The organism is Planococcus dechangensis (assembly GCF_042654465.1).
GTDB classification, from domain to species: Bacteria; Bacillota; Bacilli; order Bacillales_A; family Planococcaceae; genus Planococcus; species Planococcus dechangensis.
In genome coordinates, this window is record NZ_JBHSGL010000005.1 from 650,470 (window position 1) to 672,075 (window position 21,606).

Consider the following 21,606-nt stretch of genomic DNA (forward strand, 5'->3'; position numbering starts at 1 on the left):
TTAACTTCCGGCATTGTCTTTGCCAGTGCTTTTCCTAAAGCTTGCGATAAAAAATCCATCGCTCCCGAAATCCTGCGGGAACACTTGGACAAAGCCTTGCCCTTTGCTTTTAAAAGCTGGCGGCAATGCAGATGGAATCTGTTCCATTTCCGGATGCGCCTTCATAAACTCTTCGGCTGTTCCGCGATTTTCTTCATTATCGATAGTGCATGTGCTGTAAACCATAACACCGCCTGGCTTCAGCAGCTTCGCTGCTTCATCGAGCAGCGCCAATTGGATCGTCTGCAGACGCCCGAAATCGTCTGGCGTTTTCGTATATTTGATATCCGGCTTGCGTTTGATGACGCCAAGGCCGCTGCACGGCGCATCGACTAAAATGCGGTCGAATGCCGCTTCACCGAAGCGCTCAGTGCTTTCGCGCCCGTCACCGACGATCGTTTCGATGTGCTGGTGGCCAAGCCTTGCAGCCGTTTCTTCAATCAACTTAACTTTATGGGCATGCAGATCCATCGCCACCACTTTGCCGGACGTTTTTAGCTTTTCGGCAATATGGGTTGTTTTCCCGCCTGGAGCGGCACACATATCAAGAACCGTCATGCCGGGTTCGACCTGCAGTGCATAAGCCGGCAGCATGGAGCTCTCATCTTGGATGGTGATAAAGCCTTTTTCGAAAGCTTGCGACCGCACCGGCTGCCCGTTTGACACGATGAGGCATTCCGGGATGATCTTGCTTGGCTCTGCCGTTAAACCTTCGGACTCAAGCATTTCAATTACTTGCTCCGGCGTGGCTTGTGCCATATTGACACGTACTGTCTGCAACGGGGCTTTATTGTTCTCGAGCGCCATTTCACGGGTTTTCTCCATGCCGAATTGTTCGGACCAGCGTTTGATCATCCACGCCGGGTGGCTTGTTTCGATGGAAATCTTTTCGATCGGATCGGCTATTTCGTTATACGACCGCACACCTTCACGCTGAACCGAACGCAAGATGCCGTTGACCATAGAGCCGATGCCCGCGTGTCCACGGAGTTTGGCGATTTCCACTGCTTCGTTGATGACAGCATGAAAAGGGATCCGGTCCAAGTAGATGATCTGGTAAAGCGACAAACGCAGCAGCGTCCGCACCCACGGATCGATTTTCCCTTTGATGAACGGTTTTAAATAATAATCCAAAGTCATTTGATGCTGCAATGTGCCATAGGTGATCTCTGTCAGCAAGCCTTTGTTTTTCGCGGAAATGCCATAGCTATCCATCGTTTTGTTCAACAGCAGATTGCTATAGGCTTGCTTGTTTTCAACCGCATATAAAATCGACAACGCCGCATCCCGGACATTGCCGTGGATTTTTTTATTTTTCATTCGAATCGATCTCCTGCCTGTAATTTCGGGCCACGCAAATAATCCTGCGCCGTCATGCGCTTTTTGCCGGCAGGCTGCAATTCTTTGATCGCCAAGGCGCCGTCTCCGGTTTGGACGATGATGGCATCTTCAGTCAGTTCCAGTACTTCGCCTGGCTGTGAGATGTTGGCCGAATCGGCGAGTTCCGCCCACCAGATTTTTACATTGATTCCGCCTAACGATGTAAAGGCGACTGGCCACGGGTGCAGCCCTCGCACTTGGTTATACAATTCACGGGCGGATTTGTTCCAATCAATGCGCTCTTGCTCTCTTGAAATATTGCGGGCGAACGTAACGTGCTGTTCGTCCTGTGGAGTCCGCGCATTGGTCCCGTCGATGATCGACGGCAAGGTTTCTTGCAATAGTTCTTTTCCAGCAATGCTGAGTTTTTCGAACATGCTGCCGGTATGGTCCATCTCTTCAATCGGCACTGTTATTTGCGAAATAATATCTCCGGCATCCAAGCGGTCGACCATATACATGATCGTCACGCCTGTTTCTTTCTTGCCGTCGATGATTGCCTGGTGAATCGGTGCACCACCGCGATATTCCGGCAGCAATGACGCATGGACATTGATGGCTCCGAGTTTCGGTGCTTCAAGTATAGCAGTCGGCAAAATCTGTCCGAAAGCGGCTGTGACAATCAAGTCCGGCTGCAAATCAAGAATTTTTTGGGCTTGCTCCGGATCTTTTAATCTTTCAGGCTGATAGACCGGCAAATCGAGTGCGAGCGCTTGTTCTTTCACAGGCGTCGGCGTGAGGATTTTCTTTCTGCCTACAGGACGGTCAGGCTGTGTGACAACAAGCGCCACTTCATAGCCCTGTTCTACCAACATCCGTAAAATCGGTGCCGAAAAGGCCGGCGTTCCCATGAATACAATTTTGGTCAAAGCAAATCCTCCTCTTCTTGCTGGCGGATCATTTCATCCAATTCTTCTTGGGTTACGTATTTTGTGATTTTGCTGGTGAACAATACGCCGTCCAGATGATCCATTTCATGGAGGATGGCACGTGCTTCATAGCCTTCCGCTTCTAGCTCATACCAAGTGCCGTCGCGTTCTTGCGCTTTGATCTTGATGCGGCCGTGGCGTTCGACTTCACCGAAAATCCCAGGGAAGCTCAAACAGCCTTCGATGTCAGTTTCAGCCCCTTCGAACAAAGCGAGTTGCGGATTGATCATTTCAATCGGATCTTGCCCTTCCTGAAAATCGACGATGGCGACGCGCTGCAAGACGCCCACTTGAGGCGCGGCAATGCCCACGCCGTCCGCTTCGACCATCGTTTCGTGCATATCATCAAGCAAAACTGCCAAGTCCTTATCAAATTTCGTGACGGTGCTACACGGTGTTTCCAATACTTTATTCGGATGTTTCACAATTTCGCGGATTGCCATTTCTATTCCTCATTTCTGCTACATGACTGTCGTCGGGTTCATATCGATGGACAAAGTTGCCCCCGTTTTGATCCACTCGCTGCGGTACATTTTGATTAATTGCTGCAACGCGTCAGCCAGCTTCGGTTCTGTTTTGTATTTTATCAAACATTGATAGCGATATCTATTGTTCACACGGGCAATCAGCGATGCAGACGGCCCGATGATAATGGTCTTCGGAGACAGTCGATTGCGTAAATACTCCGTCATTTGTTCGGCATAGCCTGAGACGGTCATCAAATCCTCATGGGTAAACTGGATGTTGACGACATAATAATACGGCGGGTAGCCGCTCGCTCTGCGCATGGCCATTTCCTGCTCATAAAACGGTTCGTACAATTGGTCTTTGGCGAGCATGATGGCGTAATGTTCCGGCGTATAGGTCTGGACATATACCTCTCCAGGGAGAACGTCGCGTCCGGCACGGCCGCTCACTTGAGTCAACAATTGATAGGTTTTCTCCGCTGCCCGGAAATCCGGCAAATGCAAAGTCGTATCCGCTGATAATACGCCGACGAGTGTAATGTTCGGAAAATCCAAGCCTTTGGCGATCATTTGGGTGCCAAGCAGAATATCCGCTTTGCCCTCGCCGAATGCCGTCAAAATCTTTTCGTGCGCTCCTTTATTGCGCGTCGTATCGACATCCATCCTCAATACACGGGCGTCCGGAACGAGTTTCGCGAGTTCCTCTTCGACTTTTTGCGTGCCTGTTCCGAAAAAGCGGATATGGTCGCTTTCGCATTCCGGACAAGTGGTTGGGACCGGTTCATCATAGCCGCAATAATGGCATTTCATACGTTCGCTCGCCCGGTGATAGGTCAAGGAAATATCGCAGTTCGGGCATTGCAAAACCGTTCCGCAATCACGGCATAGCACAAACGAAGAATAGCCGCGCTTGTTCAAAAACAGCACGACTTGTTCATTTCTTTGCAGCCGCTCGCGGATCGCTTCCGCCAGCTCGATGGAAAACATCGACCGGTTGCCGGTACGCAATTCTTCCCGCATGTCGACAATATGCACATCCGGCAACGGCTGGCTTTTGGCGCGGTTTTTCAATACCAATAGTTCATAAACGCCTTTTTGCGCTCGGGCATAGGATTCGAGCGATGGTGTGGCGCTCCCTAAAATGACTGGGCACTGATGTTGCTTACTGCGCCAAATCGCTACGTCTCTCGCATGATAGCGTGGTGCATCATCTTGCTTATAGCTGGATTCATGCTCTTCGTCGAGAATGATCAATCCAAGATTTTGGAACGGCGCGAAAATAGCCGAGCGAGCGCCGACGACAACTTTCACTTCCGCACGTTGGATTTTTCGCCACTCATCATACTTTTCCCCTGCCGACAAGCCGCTGTGCAATACCGCCACAAGATCACCGAAACGCTCTTTAAAACGGATGGTCATCTGCGGTGTCAATGAAATTTCCGGCACCAGCATGATCGCCTCTTTGCCTTCTTCAAGCACTTGAGCAATGGTCTGCAAATAAATTTCCGTTTTTCCGCTGCCGGTAATACCATGCAGCATGAAAGTCTTTTCGGTATTTAAAGATGCATGGATGGCCTCAAACGCCGTTTGCTGCTCATCCGTCAACGACAAAGCAGTATTATGCTCAATCGCTGTCAACAGCGAAGGGTCGCGGTAAGATTCCATAAGCGAATAGCTTGCCAAGCCCTTTTCGGCTAGTGCATGGATTGTCGGAAGCGATACACCTGCTTCTTTTTGCAAACGTGCTGCCTCGACGGTTTCTCCCAAATGCTCGCGGAAATACGCTTGCAGTTTCAATTGCTGTTTGGCATTTGCACGAATGGACAGATTGTCTATTACTTCAATGGAATCCGTGATATGCACCATGCGGATGGTTTTCACCGCCGTTTTTTGCTGGATATTCGTATCAGCCAACACTGTGCCTTTGTCCATTTCTTTTTTCATGAGCCCGAACACGGCTTCCGCTTCTTGCGCACGCACAAATTCCCGTGTACCGAAATACGGCTGCAAATCCTTTGGCAACACTTCTATCGGGGCATTCAGCACAAAACGTTTTTCGTATTTTGCGCGCAATGCGGCCGGCACCATTACTTGCAAAGCGTCGATTTCAAAGCACACGGTGTGGCGTTTCATCCACTGCGCGAGTTCAAGCATTTCCTGATTCAACACCGGCTCGACGTCCATCAGTTCATGCACTGGTTTTAAGCGCTTCGGGTCAAACTCGGAAGTTTCTTTAATAGTTGTAATAAAGCCGAGCACTTTGCGGTTGCCAAAAGGCACTTTAACGCGCATTCCTGGCTCTGCAAGCGCTGCAAAATTTTCCGGCACTGCGTAATCAAACGGCCGGTCGATTGGATGTGCGGCAACATCGACAATCACTTCTGCTATCATTTTGCAAATTCCTTTTCGGTTATGAGCGATAGCAATTCATGCGCCAATTCCGTTTTCGGCAGGTTGGGGAATGTTTTTTCAAACCCGCCCTGGCCGTAAACCGTAACTTCGTTCGTGTCATGGTCAAAACCGGCCTGTGCTGCACTAACGTCATTGGCGATGATGTAATCAGCATTTTTACGCTCCAGTTTATCTTTGGCATATTGCGCCACATGATCGGTCTCTGCCGCAAAACCGATCAAGATCTGGTTTGCTTTCATTTCACCGAGCGTTTTGAGGATATCAATCGTACGTTCCAGTTCAATGACGGAATTCCCGTCTTTTTTCTTGACCTTCTGTGCGGCAATGGCCGCTGGGCGATAGTCTGCGACAGCAGCAGTTTTGATGACCATGTCGGCGCTATCGTATTCCTGCAACACCGCTTCTAGCATATCCTGTGCGCTTTCTACAGAAATGCGGGTAACGCCGCTCGGCACCTCAAGGGCAACAGGACCGCTGATCAGCAGCGTCTCCGCCCCGAGTTCCGCTGCTGCTTGTGCCATCGCATAGCCCATTTTGCCGCTGGAAAAGTTCGTCAAAAAACGCACCGGATCAATACGCTCCCGCGTCGGACCTGCAGTTACTACCACTTTCTTCCCTGCCAGCGGATTGTTTTTGGAAAAATGGGCGGCAACGAGTTCAGTGATCTTTTCAGGCTCCTCAAGACGCCCTTTGCCAACATAGCCGCATGCCAAAAACCCTTCGGACGGCTCGATAAAACGGATGCCGTCATGATGGAGCCGGTCGATATTGCGTTTCACTGCCGGATGATCGTACATATGCACGTTCATCGCCGGCGCGACCCAAATCGGCGCGGATGCCGCAAGCAACACCGTCGATACCATATCGTCCCCCAAACCATTGGCCATTTTCGCAATGATGTTTGCCGTGGCCGGCGCGACGATAACCAGGTCTGCCCAATCTGCCAAATCGATATGTGCGATGACGGAAGAGTCTTTTTCATCAAAAGTATCAAAATAGACATCGTTGCGCGACATCACTTGAAATGTTAAAGGCTGGACGAATTGCTTTGCCGAATCGGTCATGATGACTTTGACGTCCGCACCTGCTTGCGATAGTTTACTGACGAGTGCAACCGCTTTGTAGACCGCGATGCCCCCGCTGACACATAATAGGATTTTCCGATTTGCCAACACGGTTAAACACCCTTTCTAAACAACAAACTCCCAAAGAACAGTTTCGCTCTGGGAGTCGTCAATGGAGATCATTGGTTAAATTTCGTCTTCGTAAATTGCGGATGCATCTTGCTGAACCGGCGTCAATACGCCTTCAGCGATTTCTTCGAGCGCTTTCCCTACTGCTTTATAGGAAACATAGGAATCCAGTTTTTCGTCGCCATGTTCGTGCAATTGGCGGGCTCTCTTGGAAGCCAAAGCGACCAGGGAGTATTTTGAATCGATACGGCTTTTCAGTTTATCAACGGATGGGTATAACATCAGGCATTCTCCTTTAGCATATCTAAGTATCTTTTTTCGACACGTTCTCGCTTGCAATGCTCTGCAATAATGATGGCATTGATGCGGTCGCATGCATTCTCCACTTCGTCGTTTTCGACGACATAATCGTAGAGGTTCATCATTTCCAGCTCTTTTCTGGCAGCATGAATTCGGGATGCGATTACGTCATCCGACTCCGTGCCACGGCCGACCAATCGCTCTTCAAGTTCTGACAGGCTTGGCGGCGCCAGGAAAATGAATAATCCGTCTGGCACCTTGGCGCGGACTTGCGCAGCGCCCTGCACTTCGATTTCTAGGAACACATCGCGTCCCGCATCGCGCATTTTATTGACGTACTCAAGCGGCGTGCCATAGTAATTGCCGACATACTCAGCATACTCCAACAATTGCCCTTGGTCGATCAGTTCTTCAAACTCATGACGGGTCTTGAAGAAATAATCGACTTCGTCCACTTCGCCTTCACGCGGTGAGCGCGTGGTCATCGAAATGGAGTATTCATAATTCGTATCCGGCTGTTCGAACAGCTCTTTTCTCACCGTGCCTTTTCCGACACCCGAAGGCCCCGACAGCACAATCAACAGTCCGCGTTGTTTTCTCATTTTATCCCTCACTAGCCTCGTCATCATTTTCATTTTCTTCCATCCGTGCAAGGGCGGTCTCGACCGATAAGGCCGAAATCACCACATGGTCGCTATCCATGATGAATATCGACTTGGTTTTCTTGCCGCCGGTCGCATCGACGAGCAAACCTTTGCTGCGCGCTTCCTGCATCAAACGTTTGGACGGCGCCGAATCCGGCTGGATCATCGACACGATGCGGTTGATTGCCACCGCATTGCCCGAGCCGATGGATATGAATTTCACTTTTCGTTTCATTATCTTCACCGCCACCGATGCTTGTGTAGCTTGTTCGCTTTGAATCTAACTGTCTTATTATATCATAATCTGACGAGAAAATGATAAGATGGAACAAAACGATTTGAAAGAGGGATTTTTCATGGCATTTGATGGATTATTTACGAAAGCGATGACGAGCGAGCTCCAACAGCTGGTCAGCGGAAGGATTTCAAAAGTTCATCAGCCTAATCAGCTCGAACTGCTCCTGCAAATACGTGCACAAGGTAAGAACCATAAATTGCTCATTTCGATCCACCCATCTTATTCACGCATCCATTTGACCAACACAGCAAACGTCAACCCATCAGAACCACCGATGTTCTGCATGCTGCTGCGCAAGCATATCGAAGGCGGCGTCATCACAGGTATCGAGCAGCACGGATCTGACCGTTTGATCATCTTGCGCATCCGCGCCCGCAACGAAATCGGCGATGAAATCGAACGCGAGCTCCATGTTGAAATGATGGGCCGGCATTCGAACATCATTTTAGTCGACGCCGAACGCGACATGATCCTCGACAGCCTGAAGCATTTGCCGCCGAGCGTCAATTCTTATCGGACCATTTTGCCAGGTCAGGATTATATTTTTCCGCCTTCACAGGACAAGCGCACCCCATACGATAAAGAGGCTGATTTCTCCGGACTCAGCAGCAAGGAAATCGTTTCTGAGTTTGCTGGATTTTCACCACTGACGGCAAAAGAATTGGAATACCGTCTAGCGAATGACGCATCCAGTGCTCAAGCATTCCTGAACGACTTCACGAATGCACAACCAAACGGCTATTATGTCGAACAGCAAGGCAAAAGCTATTTCTCAGCTACTCTATTGACGCATTTGGAACAGGAAAACATCCGCTTTGATAACCTTTCGGAGTTGCTTGACCGCATCTATTACGCCAAAGCAGAGCGAGACCGCGTCAAACAGCAGGCAGGTGATTTGGAACGCTGGCTGCAAAATGAAATCGCCAAACTGAAATTAAAGCTGAAAAAACTGAAAAAAGAACAGGACCAGGCGCAAAAACGCGACCAGCTTCAATTGAACGGCGAATTGATCATGGCCAATCTGCACACCATCAAAAAAGGCATGAAAGAAATACAAGTTATTAACTATTATAATGAAGAAAGCGTGACGATTGCGCTCGATCCGCGCAAGACGCCAATCGAAAATTCCCAAAAATATTATTCACGCTACCAAAAAGCCAAAACTGCGGTCGTTAAAACGCAGGAGCAAATCAAAAAGACCGATGAAGACATCCGTTATTTCGAACAGCTCATGCAGCAAGTGCAACAAGCAGGACTATCCGATATCGAAGAGATCCGCGAAGAGCTGGCCGAGCAAGGTTATATGAAAGCACAGAAATCCAAGAAGAAGAAAAAACCGACAAAGCCAAGCGTCGAAAATTACGTGTCATCTAAGGGCATTGCCATTTCTGTCGGAAAAAACAATAAGCAAAACGACTATGTGACCTTCAAAGTGGCATCAAAATCCGACACCTGGCTCCATACGAAAGACATACCGGGTTCGCACGTGGTCATCCATTCACAGGATCCGGATGAGGAGACCATTTTAGAAGCTGCCACGATCGCTGCCTATTTCAGCAAAGCACGTGATTCGGCATCGGTTCCGGTGGATTATACGGAAGTGCGTCAAGTAAAAAAACCGAGCGGCGCCAAGCCCGGCTTTGTCATTTATTTCGAACAAAAAACAGTTTACGTGACGCCCGATGAAGATCTTGTGTTGAAACTGAAAAAATAACCATTGGATTGTCCGGCACCTCTTGCCGGACAATTTTTTTGTAGTGATAATATTTGTTTACATAATATTATTATTTAATAAATGAATTTCTCAAACCATTGCCCGAACCTTTAGTTAATGCTATCTTTTTAAAGGACGTATATAGAAGGAGGCAGACCCTTGAACACTGTAAATAAACGAACATACATAGGCGTGGCAAGTCTCGCAACAACGGCATTGGTTCTTTCCGCTTGCGGCAATGATGCTGCAGACCCGGAACAGCCATCGGAGTGGGACCGCATACAAGAAGAAGGCGTTTTGACTGTCGGCACTTCCGGCACATTGCTTGCAACTTCTTTCCGCGACGATGAAAGCGGCGAATTGACCGGCTTTGAAGTGGAAGTAGTCCGCGAACTCGGCGAACGTCTCGATTTGGAAATCGAATTCCGGGAACTTGGGTTTGACGAAATGCTGACGAGCGTCAGTACAGGACAGCTGGACATGGCCGCCAACGACATCGAAGTGACTGAAGATATGACCGATAAATTCCTGTTTTCGACACCAATCAAATATTCCTACGGCACAGCAGTCGTCCGAAAAGACGATCTGTCTGGGATTGAGACGATCGAAGACCTTGAAGGCAAAAAGGCAGCCGGTGTATCCACTTCTGTCTATATGCAAATCGCCCGTGATTACGGTGCAGAAGAAGTGACCTATGATAACGCTACAAACGAAATTTACTTGCGCGATGTATCGATTGGACGGACCGATGTCATCTTGAACGATTATTATTTATCGACATTCGGTGTTGCGGCTTTCCCGGAGTTGAACATCACCATCCATCCGGACATCAAATACTTGCCATCCGAAGTCGGGCTTGTTGTAAATGAGAATAGCGAAGAATTGTTAGAGCAAATCAATGCTGCGCTTGAAGATATGCTTGCCGACGGCACCGTCAGCGAGATTTCAGCCGAGTTCTTCGGCGGCGCCGACGTAACAGTCGAACCGGACATCGAAGAGGAAATTTAAAGGAGGAACTGAGCCATGAGCGATATCGAATGGGGGCTGTTGTTCGACCCTGAACTGGCGATTGAATCATTGCCTTACGTACTTGAAGGCATTTGGCTGACGCTGTTCATTTCGATGGGCAGCATGCTCGGAGGGCTCGTCATCGGCTTTTTCCTGGCACTCGCCCGCACTTCCAAACAACCGCTGCTCCAGTTGCCGGCGCGTCTTTATATTTCCTTTATGCGCGGCGTTCCAATTCTCGTCATTTTGTTTTTGCTGTATTTCGCATTGCCGGTCATCGGCATCGAATTTACTGCGCTGCAAGCTGCGATACTCGGCTTTACGATCAATAGCGCCGCCTATATCGCAGAAGTGTTCCGCTCCGCACTCGCTTCTGTCGACAAAGGCCAATGGGAATCGTCTACGGCACTCGGCCTCACTTATTGGCAGGCCATGCGGCGCATCATCTTGCCTCAATCGGTGCGCATTGCCGTACCGCCCTTGTCGAATGTATACCTCGATCTGATCAAGGCATCATCGCTCGCTGCGATGATTACGGTTCCGGAAATTTTCCAGAAAGCACGGATTGTCGGTGCGCGAGAATATGATTTACTGACATTGCTCATTCTAGTCGCACTCATCTACTGGGCGATTTGTTCGGTGATGACGGTACTTCAAAATTATTTGGAAAAACGCTACGCAGAATATTTATGACAAACAAACCCCCACGCTTTCGCAGCGCAGGGGTTTTTATTATTCGAACGCTTCATCTTCCATATACATGACTTCCCACAGATGGCCATCGGGATCGTGGAAGCTCCAGGAATACATGAACTTATTATCCATCGGCTCGTTGGCAGAGTCCCCGCCTGCGGCAATGGCTTTATGGATCCATTCATCGACTTCCTCGCGGCTCGATGCCGCTAAGGCGATGATCGCTTCTGCGCTTTTCGATGTGTCTGCGATGGCTTTATGGGTAAAGCTTTTGAAAAAATCTTCCACCAATAACATGGCGTATATATTCGGTCCGATGATCATGCAAGTGGCATTATTATCTGTCATGCGTTCGTCAAAATCAAATCCCATTTCTCCAAAAAACTTCATCGACTTTTCTAAATCACTGACCGGCAAATTAACGAAAATCTGGTTCGCTTGAATGGACATGGTTTCGCTTCCCTTCTGTTTCGTTTTGCTTTCACCTTCCTATTCGGTGAATGATGCGAAATTCCTGCTTAGCGCCCCATTTTCTTTCGGCCTCTTTCGTAAAAAGCAGCCATTTCGCCATCTGGAACCAAGGCTCCGCCTGTCAGCCAGACAATATGGGTAGCATTTTCGAATGCGATGCCATGGTCATTCGCATAGTCCGTCGCACTGATCGCAAACGGTCCGATAAACCCGGCAGCAGCAGACGGTTCGATTTTCAGCGCTTCACTGTCTTTTAGCAATGCCAATAAAGGAAACAATGACTCATCTTCAACTGTCGCAACGCCCGAAATCAATTGTTCGGAGCTTTCTGAAGCGAAACTCGACGGCCTGCCGACAAGCTAACCCGTCTGCTTCCGTTTCGTTATCGATGCCCACGTCCTGTACGGAAATTTCACTCTTTAACCCTGTCATTAACCCGAGCAAAACAGCAGGTGAATGCGTGGGTTCAACAAAAACTGGATGGACATGATCGCCGAATACATGGCGCAGGCCGAATGCTATTCCCCCCGGTGCTCCTCCGACGCCGCATGGCAAATAGACGAAAAGAGGATGCTCCTCGTCTACCCGGATGTGCTGCTGTTGGAGCTGCTGTTTCAATCGCAGCGCCGCGACGCTATAGCCGAGAAACAACTCGCGGGATTTTTCATCATCAACGAAATAACCATTTTCAAGAGCCAGCGTCTTCTGCCTCCCGGTGGTCACCGCTTCGCTGAAATCCCCCGCAAACTCCACCACTTCTACTCCCTTGCGTCTCAGCAACTCTTTTTTCCACGCTTTCGCATCGGCTGACATGTAAACTGTGACATGAAATCCGAGCTGCGCGCTGATAATGCCGATGCTGAGACCCAAATTCCCTGTTGAACCGACTCCTATCGAATAGCCGCTGAAAAATTCCTTGGCTTCTGGTGTCGCGAACCATTCATAAGAGTCATCCGCACCGATCAAGCCCGCACGGAGCGCCAAAGTTTCAGCGTAGCGCAGCACTTCAAAAAAACCGCCTCGTGCTTTTACGCTGCCGGCAACTGGCAGTTCGTTATCGCATTTGACATGCAGCTTGCCGTGCAGCGGCTGATGAAAATATGTTTCCAAACGTTTTTGCATACGCAACGCCGGGCGCAGATCGGATTCGATGATGCCCTGCATATCGGCCGTCTCCGGAAACACGCTCTTCAAATAAGGGGCAAAGCGTTGCCACGTCTCTTCAGCTTGTTTCACATCTTCGAAAGTAACCGGTAAATTCGCCACTTGTTCCATTTGCTTGCGTTTCGGATTCAGCCACACGACTGGTTTCAAATTGATCAGCTCCTGCAGCAGCGGGTGCTGCTCTTTCAATTGTTCAAGTTGCTCTGTTGTTAGCTGCATTGAATTCCGCCTCCATTTTGTCTAAGCCATGTAGTGCTTTATGTCTCTAATCTTATACCCCCATTATAGCGAAACGTACCGGTCATTTGTTGTTGCTTTAATAGCAAAAAACACTTGGCACAATATATGTGCCAAGTGTTTTTATAAAGTGCCTGCCTTTAATTTTTCATGCCATTCACTAAGCATCGGCAAATCGCCCTCGTCGATGGCGCCCGTTTGCTGTGCCTGTTCGACCAATGCCGGAAAATCCGTCAAGGTATGGAATGAGAATCCTGCCTCGTGAATCGATTCCGCTGCCTGCGGCAAACCGTATGTGAAGATTGCCGCGATCCCCGCAACATCAAAGCCAGCATCTTTTAAAGCATGCGCCGCCTGCAGCACCGAACCGCCTTTGGAAATCAAGTCTTCAACTACAACAACTTTCTTGCCGGGTTCGACTTTTCCTTCAATCAGATTTGACTGGCCATGGCCTTTCGGTTTGGAACGCACGTAGACCATCGGCAAATCAAGGCGCTCCGCAACCCATGCCGCGTGCGGGATGCCGGCTGTTGCGGTGCCTGCAATCACTTCAGCATCCGGATATTCGCGCCGAATGGTTTCGACAAGGCCATCCGCGATCGCTTTGCGGACAGATGGATAAGACATCGTCAGGCGATTGTCGCAATAAATCGGCGATTTGACGCCTGATGCCCATGTGAACGGATCGTTCGGCCGCAGCTCCACCGCTCCGATGGATAATAATTGTTGTGCGATTTGCTTTTTCATGACCGGCCGCCCCATTCCCCATTGATGTATTCATAACTTTTTTGCGGATTTTCCGAGCGTGTTATGGCACGGCCGACGACGATATGTGTCGCCCCTTGCGCTTTGGCATCACGAGGTGTGGCGATGCGCTTTTGATCGTGTGCCTCGCTAGATGCCGGACGGATGCCCGGCGTGACGCGCAGGAAATCTTCTCCGCAAGCCTCCCCGATCGCTTTCGCTTCATGCACCGAACACACCACGCCGTCAAGGCCGGCTTGTTTAGCTAGCTTAGCATAATGCAACACCGATTCCTGCAGTGTGACCGGGATCAATTGCTCTTGTTGCATCTGTTCTTCGCTCGTCGAAGTCAATTGGGTGACAGCTATCAGTTTCGTGCCGCTTCCTGACAAACCACGCTTTGCCGCCTCCATCATCGCAACACCTCCTGCCGCATGGACATTGACCATGTCGACACCGAGTTCTGCAATGCGCCGCATGGCGGACTCGACTGTATTCGGGATATCGTGTAATTTCAAGTCCAGGAAAATATCATGGCCGTATAGGTTCAGCGTGTTAACCAAATCCGGGCCTTCCTGATAAAACAATTCCATGCCCACTTTCAAGAACAAAGGCTCGGTGAATTCCGAAAGAAATTCTTCCACATCAAGTTTCGACGGGAAGTCTAGTGCAATAATCGGTTTGCTTGTCATAAGCGGTGGCTCCTTCCGATAAGTTCTTCGACCGACTCGTAGCCGAGCTCATGCAAACGCTCGGGCAACTTATCGATTAGTTCCGGGCATACGAACGGATTGACGAAGTTCGCAGTGCCGACCGCTACAGCGTTTGCACCTGCTGATAAAAAGTCAATGACGTCATCCACTTCCGTTACACCGCCCATGCCGATGATCGGCAGGTCGGTATGGCGCCGCACTTCGTATACCATACGCAGCGCAACCGGTTTAATGGCAGGACCCGACAAGCCCCCAGTGATATTGGCAATGACCGGGCGCCCTGTTTTCGGGTCGAGGCGCATGCCGAGCAGCGTATTGATCATCGTTATGCCGTCGGCGCCGCCTTGTTCAACCGCTTTGGCGAGCTGGACGATATCGGTGACGTTCGGAGATAATTTCACATACACCGGCACATCCGAAACCTCTTTCACCATGCGCGTCAATTCCCGTGCAACGTCGGGGTCCGTGCCGAACGTGATGCCGCCTTGCTTGACGTTCGGGCAGGAAATATTCACTTCGAGTGCATGGACATTCGGCGCTTTTGAAATGGCGCGTGCCACTTCCACGTAATCTTCGGCAATCGATCCCGCTACATTGGCGATGATCGGCACATCGAATTGCTCAAGCCACGGCAATTGTTCGCTGACGACTTTTTCAAGACCGGGATTTTGCAGCCCGATGGCATTGAGCATGCCAGATGAAGTTTCCGCAACGCGCGGCGTCGGGTTGCCGAGACGCATTTCGGCAGTCGTCGCCTTGACCATAATCGAACCGAGTTTCGACAAATCATACAGCTGTGCATACTCCTGGCCGAAACCGAAGCAGCCGGATGCCGGCATGATCGGGTTTTTCAAGTCGAGACCTGGCAGTTGAACACGTAAATCCGTCATGAAATCACCACCCCCGCTGGAAATACCGGTCCGTCTGAACAGACTTTGATGTAATCTGTCTCACTTTTCGTCGTCCGGCATACGCAGGCAAAGCATGCCCCGATGCCGCAGCCCATGCGCTGCTCGTATGACAAAAATCCTTTTTTCTGCGGGTATGCCCATTGCACCGCTTCAAGCATCGGCGTGGGTCCGCACGAATAATACGTATCGAAATCATTTGGCAAAGCGTTTAAAATATGCGTCACAAAGCCTTCTGTGCCATGCGAGCCGTCGACGGTTGCAATGTGGGTATCGCCAAGTGCACGGAACTGGTCTTCGTAAAACACCGCTTCACGGCTTTCAAAGCCAAGTATGTGGACGGTTTCCACACCTCTCGCATTGAGTTGGAGCGCCAATTCATAGAGCGGGGGCACACCGATTCCACCGCCGATCAAATAGGCTTTCTGTTCGGCTGCTTCGACCGGAAATCCGTGGCCGAGCGGACCGAGCACATCTAGCATGTCCCGTTCAGTCTTTCCTGACAACAAGGTCGTGCCGCGGCCTTCCGCACGGTAGATCATCGTGAAGCTGGATGCTTCCTTATCGATTTTCGCCACCGAGATCGGACGGCGCAATAGCGGCTCGAAGCTGTCCGCTACTCTGACATGGACAAATTGGCCAGGTTCATTCATTTCCTGGACTAATGATCCTGTGACGGTGAGTTCAAAAATATTCTTTGCGATTTCCTGATGGGAGACAACAGCCATTTTTTCCTGTTTGATCATACACCTGCCCCCATTTCCTCTGCTTGGAATGTCATCGACTCAATCACTCTGAGCATCGCTTCCGCAGTATCGAGTGAAGTCAGGCACGGCACACCGTTCTCGACCGATTCCCGGCGTATACGGAAGCCGTCGCGCTCTGGCTGTTTGCCTTTGGTCAACGTGTTGATGACGATCTGCGCATCGCCGTTTTGGATTACATCGAGCAACGTTCGCCCTTCCGCGCCGATTTTACCGACCTCTGCCACCACGATGCCTGCCTCTTCAAAAGCTTGCGCTGTGCCGCCAGTGGCCATGATTTGGTAACCGATGTTTTTAAAGCGTTTCGCAAGTCCAATTGCTTCCGTTTTGTCTTTGTCCGCGACCGTTAAGAGTACGGTGCCATGATCGCGCACTTCCATGCCTGCTGCTGCCAAACCTTTATACAAAGCTTTTTCGAGTGTCACGTCTTTGCCCATCACTTCCCCGGTCGATTTCATCTCAGGCCCGAGCGTAATGTCGACGCGGCGCAGTTTCGCGAACGAGAACACCGGCACTTTGACGTACACGCCTTTTTTCAACGGGGCCAAGCCAGTTGAGAACCCTTGGTCGATGATGCTTTGGCCCAATATGGCTTTCGTCGCAATATTCGCCATCGGGATGCCAGTGATTTTGCTGAGGAACGGCACTGTCCGGCTTGAGCGCGGATTAACTTCGATTACATACACTTCGCCGTCTGAAATGACGTACTGGATATTCAACAGCCCGATAATGTTCAAACCTTTGGCAAGGCGGGTCGTGTAATCGGTCAGCGTTTCGATGTGTTGTTTGGAGATGTTTTGCGGCGGATATACCGCGATCGAGTCGCCAGAATGAACTCCCGCGCGTTCGATATGTTCCATGATCCCAGGAATCAAGACATTTTCACCGTCGCAGATGGCGTCGACTTCAATTTCTTCTCCCGTCAAATAACGATCCACGAGCACCGGGTGTTCCGGGCTTGCCTCAACGGCATGTTCCATATAGTGGATCAAATCGCTTTCGTTGTAGACGATTTCCATCGCGCGGCCGCCGAGAACATATGACGGACGGACGAGCACCGGATAACCGATGTCTGTCGCGATGACGACGGCTTCTTCGGTCGACACAGCCGTTTTGCCAAGCGGCTGCGGAATGCCGATTTCATGTAATGCTGCTTCGAACTTGTTGCGGTTTTCCGCTCTGTCGATGTCTTCAAGCGAAGTGCCGAGAATCTTCACGCCATTTTTCTCCAGCTTGTCAGCCAAATTGATCGCCGTTTGCCCGCCGAATTGAACGACGACGCCTTTTGGCTGCTCCAGGTCGATGATGTGCATGACGTCTTCGATTGTCAGTGGCTCGAAGTACAGCTTGTCGGAGATGGAAAAATCGGTCGAGACCGTTTCCGGATTGTTGTTGATGATGATTGCTTCATAGCCTGCTTCTTTGATCGCCCACACTGAATGGACCGTTGCGTAATCGAATTCGACCCCTTGCCCGATGCGGATCGGGCCGGATCCGAGCACGATGACACTTTCTTTGTCTGTGCGGATGGATTCGTTTTCGTCTTCGTAGCTCGCGTAGAAATAAGGCGTTTCAGATTCAAACTCTGCAGCGCAAGTGTCGACCATTTTATAGACCGGCACTATCTTTTGCTGCTTGCGCCATTCGTAGACCTCTGCTTCTGCAGTGTTCCACAATTTGGCGATCGTTCTATCGGCATAGCCCATACGCTTGGCTTTTTTCGCTGTCTCGAAATCATATGGATTTTGCGCCAATACTTCCTCATAGCGCACAATATTGTCGAATTTCTTCAGGAAGAACAAATCGATTTGGCTCCAGTCGTGGATTGTTTCGATCGTTACGCCTCGGCGCAATGCTTCTCCGATAAAGAACAAACGCTCATCTCCAGCTTTGCGGATGCGTTTTTCGATCCATTCGTCGCTCATCGTGCCGCCGTTTTTCAACTCCAGGTGGAATTGCCCGGTTTCCAGCGAACGCACTGCTTTCAACATCGACTCTTCGAATGTCCGCCCCATGGCCATGACTTCGCCGGTCGCTTTCATTTGAGTGCCGAGGTTGCGTTTGGCCGATTCAAACTTATCGAACGGCCAGCGCGGGATTTTTGAGACGACATAATCGAGTGCCGGTTCGAACGCGGCATACGTGCGCCCTGTGACCGGGTTCATCATTTCCCCTAGCGTTAGCCCGACAGCGATTTTTGCCGCCAGTTTAGCGATCGGGTAGCCTGTCGCTTTTGACGCCAGCGCTGAGGAGCGGCTGACGCGCGGATTAACTTCAATGATAAAGTAGTCGAAGCTATGCGGGTCGAGTGCCAGCTGTACGTTGCAACCACCTTCAATTTTCAGCGCACGGATGATTTTCAGCGAGACATTGCGCAGCATCTGGTATTCACGGTCGGATAAAGTCTGGCTCGGGGCCACCACAATCGAATCGCCGGTATGGATCCCGACCGGATCGATGTTTTCCATGTTGCACACGACGATCGCGGTATCTTCTGCATCGCGCATCACTTCGTATTCGATTTCCTTAAACCCGGCGATGGATTTTTCCAGCAAGCATTGCGTCACCGGGCTGTACTTCAAGCCGCTGGCGACGATTTCATGCAATTGCTCGTCGTTGTGGCAAATGCCTCCGCCTGTTCCGCCAAGTGTAAACGCCGGGCGGACGATGACCGGGTAGCCGATGCGTTCTACGAAACGTTTTGCTTCTTCCATATTGTGGATGATGTCGGAATCCGGTACAGGTTCGCTGAGTTCGTTCATTAAAGTACGGAACAAATCGCGGTCTTCCGCTTTATGGATCGCTTCCAGCTTGGTTCCTAAAATCTCAATGTCCAGTTCATCCAAGATACCGGACTCATCGAGTTCAATGGCCATATTCAATCCTGTTTGACCACCAAGTGTTGCAAGCAAAGCATCCGGACGCTCTTTACGCAAGATGCGGCTGACAAATTCCAAGGTGATCGGTTCAATATATACTTTATCGGCGATTTCCGTATCGGTCATGATCGTTGCCGGATTGGAGTTGATCAAAATGACGCGGTAACCTTCCTCTTTCAAGGCGAGGCAAGCTTGCGTGCCTGCATAGTCGAATTCTGCTGCTTGGCCGATAACGATCGGGCCGGAACCAATTACGAGGATGCTGTTGATATCTTGTCTTTTAGGCATGTTGTTGCTCCTTCCGCTGTACGTTCATGATTTCCAGAAATCGGTCGAACAAGTAGTTTGAATCTTCCGGCCCTGGCGAGGATTCCGGATGGTACTGAACGGTGAAAGCCGGATAGTCCAAATGCGTCAAGCCTTCGTTCGTGCCATCGTTGAGAGCGCTATGTGTCACTTTCAGGCGTGTTCCTTGCAAGGTTTCTTCATCGACTGCATAGCCGTGGTTTTGCGAAGTGATTTCGACTTTACCGGTTACCAAATCTCGTACCGGGTGGTTGCCCCCACGGTGTCCGAATTTCAGTTTGAATGTATCTGCTCCGCATGCGCGTGCGAATAATTGATGGCCGAGGCAGATGCCGAATATCGGCACTTCGCCAAGCAGATCGCGCACGACGTCGACGCATTCCGGAACGTTTTTCGGGTCTCCCGGTCCGTTTGACAGCATGACGCCGTCCGGGCCCCATGCTAGAATTTCCTCGGCTGAGGTGTTATGCGGCACAACGATCACGTCGCATTTGCGCTTTGTCAATTCACGTAAGATGCCATGCTTCATGCCGTAATCGATCAACACAACGCGCTTGCCGCGCCCTGGGCTAGGGTAAGGGCGCGTGATCGACACTTGCGCCACTTGATCAGTCGGTAATGCGGTTTCTTTCAGCTTCGCGATGACTTGTTCAAAATCCGGTTGTTCACCGGCTGCCGTCAAAACGCCTTTGATCGAGCCGTTCACGCGGATCAGGCGTGTCAGTTTTCGTGTGTCGATTCCGCTGATTCCTGGAATGCCTTTTTTACGCAATAATTCATCGATGCTCATCGTGCTTCTGAAGTTGGATGGAAACTCTGCCGCTTCTCGGACGATCATGCCTTTGACTGCCGGGTCGATCGATTCGAAATCGTCGCTATTGATACCGTAGTTGCCGATCAACGGGTAAGTCATCGTGACAATCTGGCCGCAATAAGATGGATCGGACAAGATTTCCTGATAGCCGGTCATGCTCGTGTTGAACACAACTTCCCCAACCGATGCTGCTTCTGCGCCGAATGCTTCCCCAGCGAATACTGTGCCGTCCTCTAAGATCAAATAACGTTTCATCAGTTTTCCTCCTGCCATACAATGTCACCGCCGAAAATAGTCATTACCGGCCAACCGGTGCAAGTTTTCCCGCCAAATGGCGTGTTCGTGCCTTTAGATAAGAAGTCTTCTGTGCGGATTTCCTGCTGCTTGTCCAAATCGATCAGGACCAGATCCGCGATTTGACCCGTTTCAAGTTTTCCGTGCGGTAAGCCAAACACTTCTGACGGCTTCTTCGTCAGCCAATCAATCAATTGCTGCAGTGTCCATTTTCCGCTCTTGACGAATTCCGTGTACAGCAGCGGAAACGCTGTTTCAAACCCGACGATGCCAAACGGCGCTTTTTCCATGCCGTTCGCTTTTTCTTTGGCAATATGCGGTGCGTGGTCAGTGGCGATAAAATCAAGCGTGCCGTCAAGCAACCCTTCGTGAAGCGCGTCTAAGTCCTCATTTGCGCGCAGCGGCGGATTCATTTTGTAGTTCGCGTCGTCGCCCGGGATGTCATCTTCTGTCAACAGTAAATGGTGCGGCGTAACTTCCGCTGTAACATGCACTCCTGCCCGTTTCGCGTCCCGTATGACGCGCACCGATTCTTTCGTGCTGACGTGGCAGACGTGGTAATGGGCACCAGCTGCTTCAGCGAGCAAAATGTCGCGAGCGATATGGACCGACTCCGCTATGGATGGGATGCCCGGCAAGCCCAGCTCCCGGCTTCTTTTACCGTCGTGCATCACGCCGCCGTAGATCAAGCTATTGTCTTCGCAATGGGCGACGACTGCCATGTCGAGAGCTGCTGCTTCTTTCATCGTCTCGAACATCATCCCAGCTTGCTGTATGCCGACACCGTCGTCGGTGAACGCGAACGCGCCGTGATCTTTCAGTTCTTTTAAGTTGGTGCGTTCTTTGCCTGCCTCGCGGATGGTGATGGAAGCATACGGCAAAACCCGGATGAGCGCATTTTTTTCGATCAAGCCGTTGACAAGATCGAGATTTTCTTTCGTGTCCGGAACAGGGCGTGTGTTCGGCATCGCGCAGATCGTCGTATAGCCGCCTCGTGCAGCTGATTTCGTCCCGCTTTCGATGGTTTCTTTTTGCTCTCCTCCCGGTTCACGCAGATGGACGTGGACATCCACAAATCCTGGTGCGATCATTCGGCCTTTGCCGTCGATTTCTGTTTCTCCCTGCAAGCTCAATCCTTCGCCGAGTTCAGTGACTTTGCCATCTTGAATGCGGACATTGACCTCCTGTAATTGTTCTCCGTTTAGCATTTTTACATTTTTAATGAATAATCCCAT

The 21,606-nt window shown here is 50.4% G+C and carries 21 protein-coding genes; 3 read left to right on the plus strand and 18 right to left on the minus strand.

Going from position 1 to position 21,606, the window contains the following annotated elements; translation table 11 throughout:
- From rsmB to ACFO5U_RS06515, 8 genes are all read right to left on the minus strand, one after another.
- A complete protein-coding gene (rsmB, locus tag ACFO5U_RS06480; RefSeq protein WP_377277707.1) occupies positions 1 to 1,359 on the minus strand; it encodes a 16S rRNA (cytosine(967)-C(5))-methyltransferase RsmB in 1,359 nt (452 codons plus the stop codon).
- Positions 1,356 to 2,288: a methionyl-tRNA formyltransferase gene (gene fmt, locus ACFO5U_RS06485; protein WP_377277708.1), complete on the minus strand. Its 933-nt coding sequence runs from the start codon at positions 2,286 to 2,288 to the stop codon at positions 1,356 to 1,358. The genes rsmB and fmt overlap by 4 nt, the downstream gene beginning before the upstream one ends.
- Positions 2,285 to 2,791 carry a peptide deformylase gene (gene def, locus ACFO5U_RS06490; RefSeq protein WP_377277710.1) on the minus strand — a complete coding sequence of 169 codons (507 nt, stop codon included), beginning with the start codon at positions 2,789 to 2,791 and terminating at the stop codon, positions 2,285 to 2,287. Before def ends, fmt begins: the two co-directional genes overlap by 4 nt.
- An 18-nt stretch (positions 2,792 to 2,809) precedes the next feature.
- Positions 2,810 to 5,206, minus strand: a complete 2,397-nt coding sequence (priA, locus tag ACFO5U_RS06495) for a primosomal protein N' (protein ID WP_377277712.1) — start codon at positions 5,204 to 5,206, stop codon at positions 2,810 to 2,812.
- Complete coding sequence (gene coaBC, locus ACFO5U_RS06500) at positions 5,203 to 6,402, minus strand: bifunctional phosphopantothenoylcysteine decarboxylase/phosphopantothenate--cysteine ligase CoaBC (RefSeq protein ID WP_377277713.1); 1,200 nt, start codon at positions 6,400 to 6,402, stop codon at positions 5,203 to 5,205. Before coaBC ends, priA begins: the two co-directional genes overlap by 4 nt.
- 75 nt (positions 6,403 to 6,477) lie before the next feature.
- A complete protein-coding gene (gene rpoZ, locus ACFO5U_RS06505) occupies positions 6,478 to 6,702 on the minus strand; it encodes a DNA-directed RNA polymerase subunit omega (protein WP_377277715.1) in 225 nt (74 codons plus the stop codon).
- Positions 6,702 to 7,322, minus strand: coding sequence for a guanylate kinase (gene gmk, locus ACFO5U_RS06510; protein ID WP_377277717.1), 621 nt, complete (start codon positions 7,320 to 7,322; stop codon positions 6,702 to 6,704). The genes rpoZ and gmk overlap by 1 nt, the downstream gene beginning before the upstream one ends.
- Before the next feature lies 1 nt (position 7,323).
- On the minus strand, positions 7,324 to 7,599 hold the full coding sequence (locus tag ACFO5U_RS06515) for an extracellular matrix/biofilm biosynthesis regulator RemA family protein (protein WP_377277719.1): 276 nt from the start codon (positions 7,597 to 7,599) through the stop codon (positions 7,324 to 7,326).
- A gap of 121 nt (positions 7,600 to 7,720) precedes the next feature.
- Here ACFO5U_RS06515 and ACFO5U_RS06520 point away from each other — a divergent pair, with 121 nt between their 5' ends.
- From ACFO5U_RS06520 to ACFO5U_RS06530, 3 genes are all read left to right on the plus strand, one after another.
- Entirely contained in the window at positions 7,721 to 9,376 is a 1,656-nt protein-coding gene (locus tag ACFO5U_RS06520) for an Rqc2 family fibronectin-binding protein (protein WP_377277721.1), read from the plus strand.
- Between the two features lie 159 nt (positions 9,377 to 9,535).
- A complete protein-coding gene (locus ACFO5U_RS06525) occupies positions 9,536 to 10,384 on the plus strand; it encodes a transporter substrate-binding domain-containing protein (RefSeq protein WP_377277722.1) in 849 nt (282 codons plus the stop codon).
- 15 nt (positions 10,385 to 10,399) lie between these two features.
- Positions 10,400 to 11,077 carry an amino acid ABC transporter permease gene (locus ACFO5U_RS06530; protein WP_377277723.1) on the plus strand — a complete coding sequence of 226 codons (678 nt, stop codon included), beginning with the start codon at positions 10,400 to 10,402 and terminating at the stop codon, positions 11,075 to 11,077.
- 39 nt (positions 11,078 to 11,116) lie between these two features.
- On the opposite strand, the gene ACFO5U_RS06535 is transcribed toward ACFO5U_RS06530, so the two are convergent.
- The 10 genes from ACFO5U_RS06535 to ACFO5U_RS06580 form a co-directional block, all read right to left on the minus strand.
- Positions 11,117 to 11,527: a VOC family protein gene (locus ACFO5U_RS06535; RefSeq protein ID WP_377277725.1), complete on the minus strand. Its 411-nt coding sequence runs from the start codon at positions 11,525 to 11,527 to the stop codon at positions 11,117 to 11,119.
- 68 nt (positions 11,528 to 11,595) lie between these two features.
- Positions 11,596 to 11,862 carry a hypothetical protein gene (locus tag ACFO5U_RS06540; protein ID WP_377277726.1) on the minus strand — a complete coding sequence of 89 codons (267 nt, stop codon included), beginning with the start codon at positions 11,860 to 11,862 and terminating at the stop codon, positions 11,596 to 11,598.
- Positions 11,837 to 12,931, minus strand: coding sequence for a D-serine ammonia-lyase (locus ACFO5U_RS06545; protein WP_377277728.1), 1,095 nt, complete (start codon positions 12,929 to 12,931; stop codon positions 11,837 to 11,839). Before ACFO5U_RS06545 ends, ACFO5U_RS06540 begins: the two co-directional genes overlap by 26 nt.
- Before the next feature lie 141 nt (positions 12,932 to 13,072).
- Complete coding sequence (pyrE, locus tag ACFO5U_RS06550; RefSeq protein ID WP_377277729.1) at positions 13,073 to 13,696, minus strand: orotate phosphoribosyltransferase; 624 nt, start codon at positions 13,694 to 13,696, stop codon at positions 13,073 to 13,075.
- The gene (gene pyrF / locus ACFO5U_RS06555; protein ID WP_377277731.1) at positions 13,693 to 14,385 is read right to left on the minus strand and encodes an orotidine-5'-phosphate decarboxylase; all 693 of its coding nucleotides are present in this window, start codon (positions 14,383 to 14,385) and stop codon (positions 13,693 to 13,695) included. The genes pyrE and pyrF overlap by 4 nt, the downstream gene beginning before the upstream one ends.
- Positions 14,382 to 15,296, minus strand: coding sequence for a dihydroorotate dehydrogenase (locus tag ACFO5U_RS06560; protein WP_377277733.1), 915 nt, complete (start codon positions 15,294 to 15,296; stop codon positions 14,382 to 14,384). The genes pyrF and ACFO5U_RS06560 overlap by 4 nt, the downstream gene beginning before the upstream one ends.
- Positions 15,293 to 16,060, minus strand: coding sequence for a dihydroorotate dehydrogenase electron transfer subunit (locus ACFO5U_RS06565; protein ID WP_377277735.1), 768 nt, complete (start codon positions 16,058 to 16,060; stop codon positions 15,293 to 15,295). Before ACFO5U_RS06565 ends, ACFO5U_RS06560 begins: the two co-directional genes overlap by 4 nt.
- Positions 16,057 to 19,245, minus strand: a complete 3,189-nt coding sequence (gene carB / locus ACFO5U_RS06570; RefSeq protein WP_377277736.1) for a carbamoyl-phosphate synthase large subunit — start codon at positions 19,243 to 19,245, stop codon at positions 16,057 to 16,059. Before carB ends, ACFO5U_RS06565 begins: the two co-directional genes overlap by 4 nt.
- On the minus strand, positions 19,238 to 20,332 hold the full coding sequence (locus tag ACFO5U_RS06575) for a carbamoyl phosphate synthase small subunit (protein ID WP_377277738.1): 1,095 nt from the start codon (positions 20,330 to 20,332) through the stop codon (positions 19,238 to 19,240). Before ACFO5U_RS06575 ends, carB begins: the two co-directional genes overlap by 8 nt.
- A complete protein-coding gene (locus ACFO5U_RS06580; protein ID WP_377277739.1) occupies positions 20,332 to 21,606 on the minus strand; it encodes a dihydroorotase in 1,275 nt (424 codons plus the stop codon). The genes ACFO5U_RS06575 and ACFO5U_RS06580 overlap by 1 nt, the downstream gene beginning before the upstream one ends.

Bases quoted from the DNA above. Each gene is read 5' to 3' on its own strand.
- rsmB (WP_377277707.1), bottom strand. From the start codon at position 1,359: ATGAAAAATAAAAAAATCCACGGCAATGTCCGGGATGCGGCGTTGTCG.
- def (WP_377277710.1), bottom strand. From the start codon at position 2,791: ATGGCAATCCGCGAAATTGTGAAACATCCGAATAAAGTATTGGAAACA.
- priA (WP_377277712.1), bottom strand. From the start codon at position 5,206: ATGATAGCAGAAGTGATTGTCGATGTTGCCGCACATCCAATCGACCGG.
- rpoZ (WP_377277715.1), bottom strand. From the start codon at position 6,702: ATGTTATACCCATCCGTTGATAAACTGAAAAGCCGTATCGATTCAAAA.
- gmk (WP_377277717.1), bottom strand. From the start codon at position 7,322: ATGAGAAAACAACGCGGACTGTTGATTGTGCTGTCGGGGCCTTCGGGT.
- ACFO5U_RS06515 (WP_377277719.1), bottom strand. From the start codon at position 7,599: ATGAAACGAAAAGTGAAATTCATATCCATCGGCTCGGGCAATGCGGTG.
- ACFO5U_RS06520 (WP_377277721.1), top strand. From the start codon at position 7,721: ATGGCATTTGATGGATTATTTACGAAAGCGATGACGAGCGAGCTCCAA.
- ACFO5U_RS06530 (WP_377277723.1), top strand. From the start codon at position 10,400: ATGAGCGATATCGAATGGGGGCTGTTGTTCGACCCTGAACTGGCGATT.
- ACFO5U_RS06535 (WP_377277725.1), bottom strand. From the start codon at position 11,527: ATGTCCATTCAAGCGAACCAGATTTTCGTTAATTTGCCGGTCAGTGAT.
- ACFO5U_RS06545 (WP_377277728.1), bottom strand. From the start codon at position 12,931: ATGCAGCTAACAACAGAGCAACTTGAACAATTGAAAGAGCAGCACCCG.
- pyrE (WP_377277729.1), bottom strand. From the start codon at position 13,696: ATGAAAAAGCAAATCGCACAACAATTATTATCCATCGGAGCGGTGGAG.
- pyrF (WP_377277731.1), bottom strand. From the start codon at position 14,385: ATGACAAGCAAACCGATTATTGCACTAGACTTCCCGTCGAAACTTGAT.
- ACFO5U_RS06560 (WP_377277733.1), bottom strand. From the start codon at position 15,296: ATGACGGATTTACGTGTTCAACTGCCAGGTCTCGACTTGAAAAACCCG.
- ACFO5U_RS06565 (WP_377277735.1), bottom strand. From the start codon at position 16,060: ATGATCAAACAGGAAAAAATGGCTGTTGTCTCCCATCAGGAAATCGCA.
- carB (WP_377277736.1), bottom strand. From the start codon at position 19,245: ATGCCTAAAAGACAAGATATCAACAGCATCCTCGTAATTGGTTCCGGC.
- ACFO5U_RS06575 (WP_377277738.1), bottom strand. From the start codon at position 20,332: ATGAAACGTTATTTGATCTTAGAGGACGGCACAGTATTCGCTGGGGAA.
- ACFO5U_RS06580 (WP_377277739.1), bottom strand. From the start codon at position 21,606: ATGGGATTATTCATTAAAAATGTAAAAATGCTAAACGGAGAACAATTA.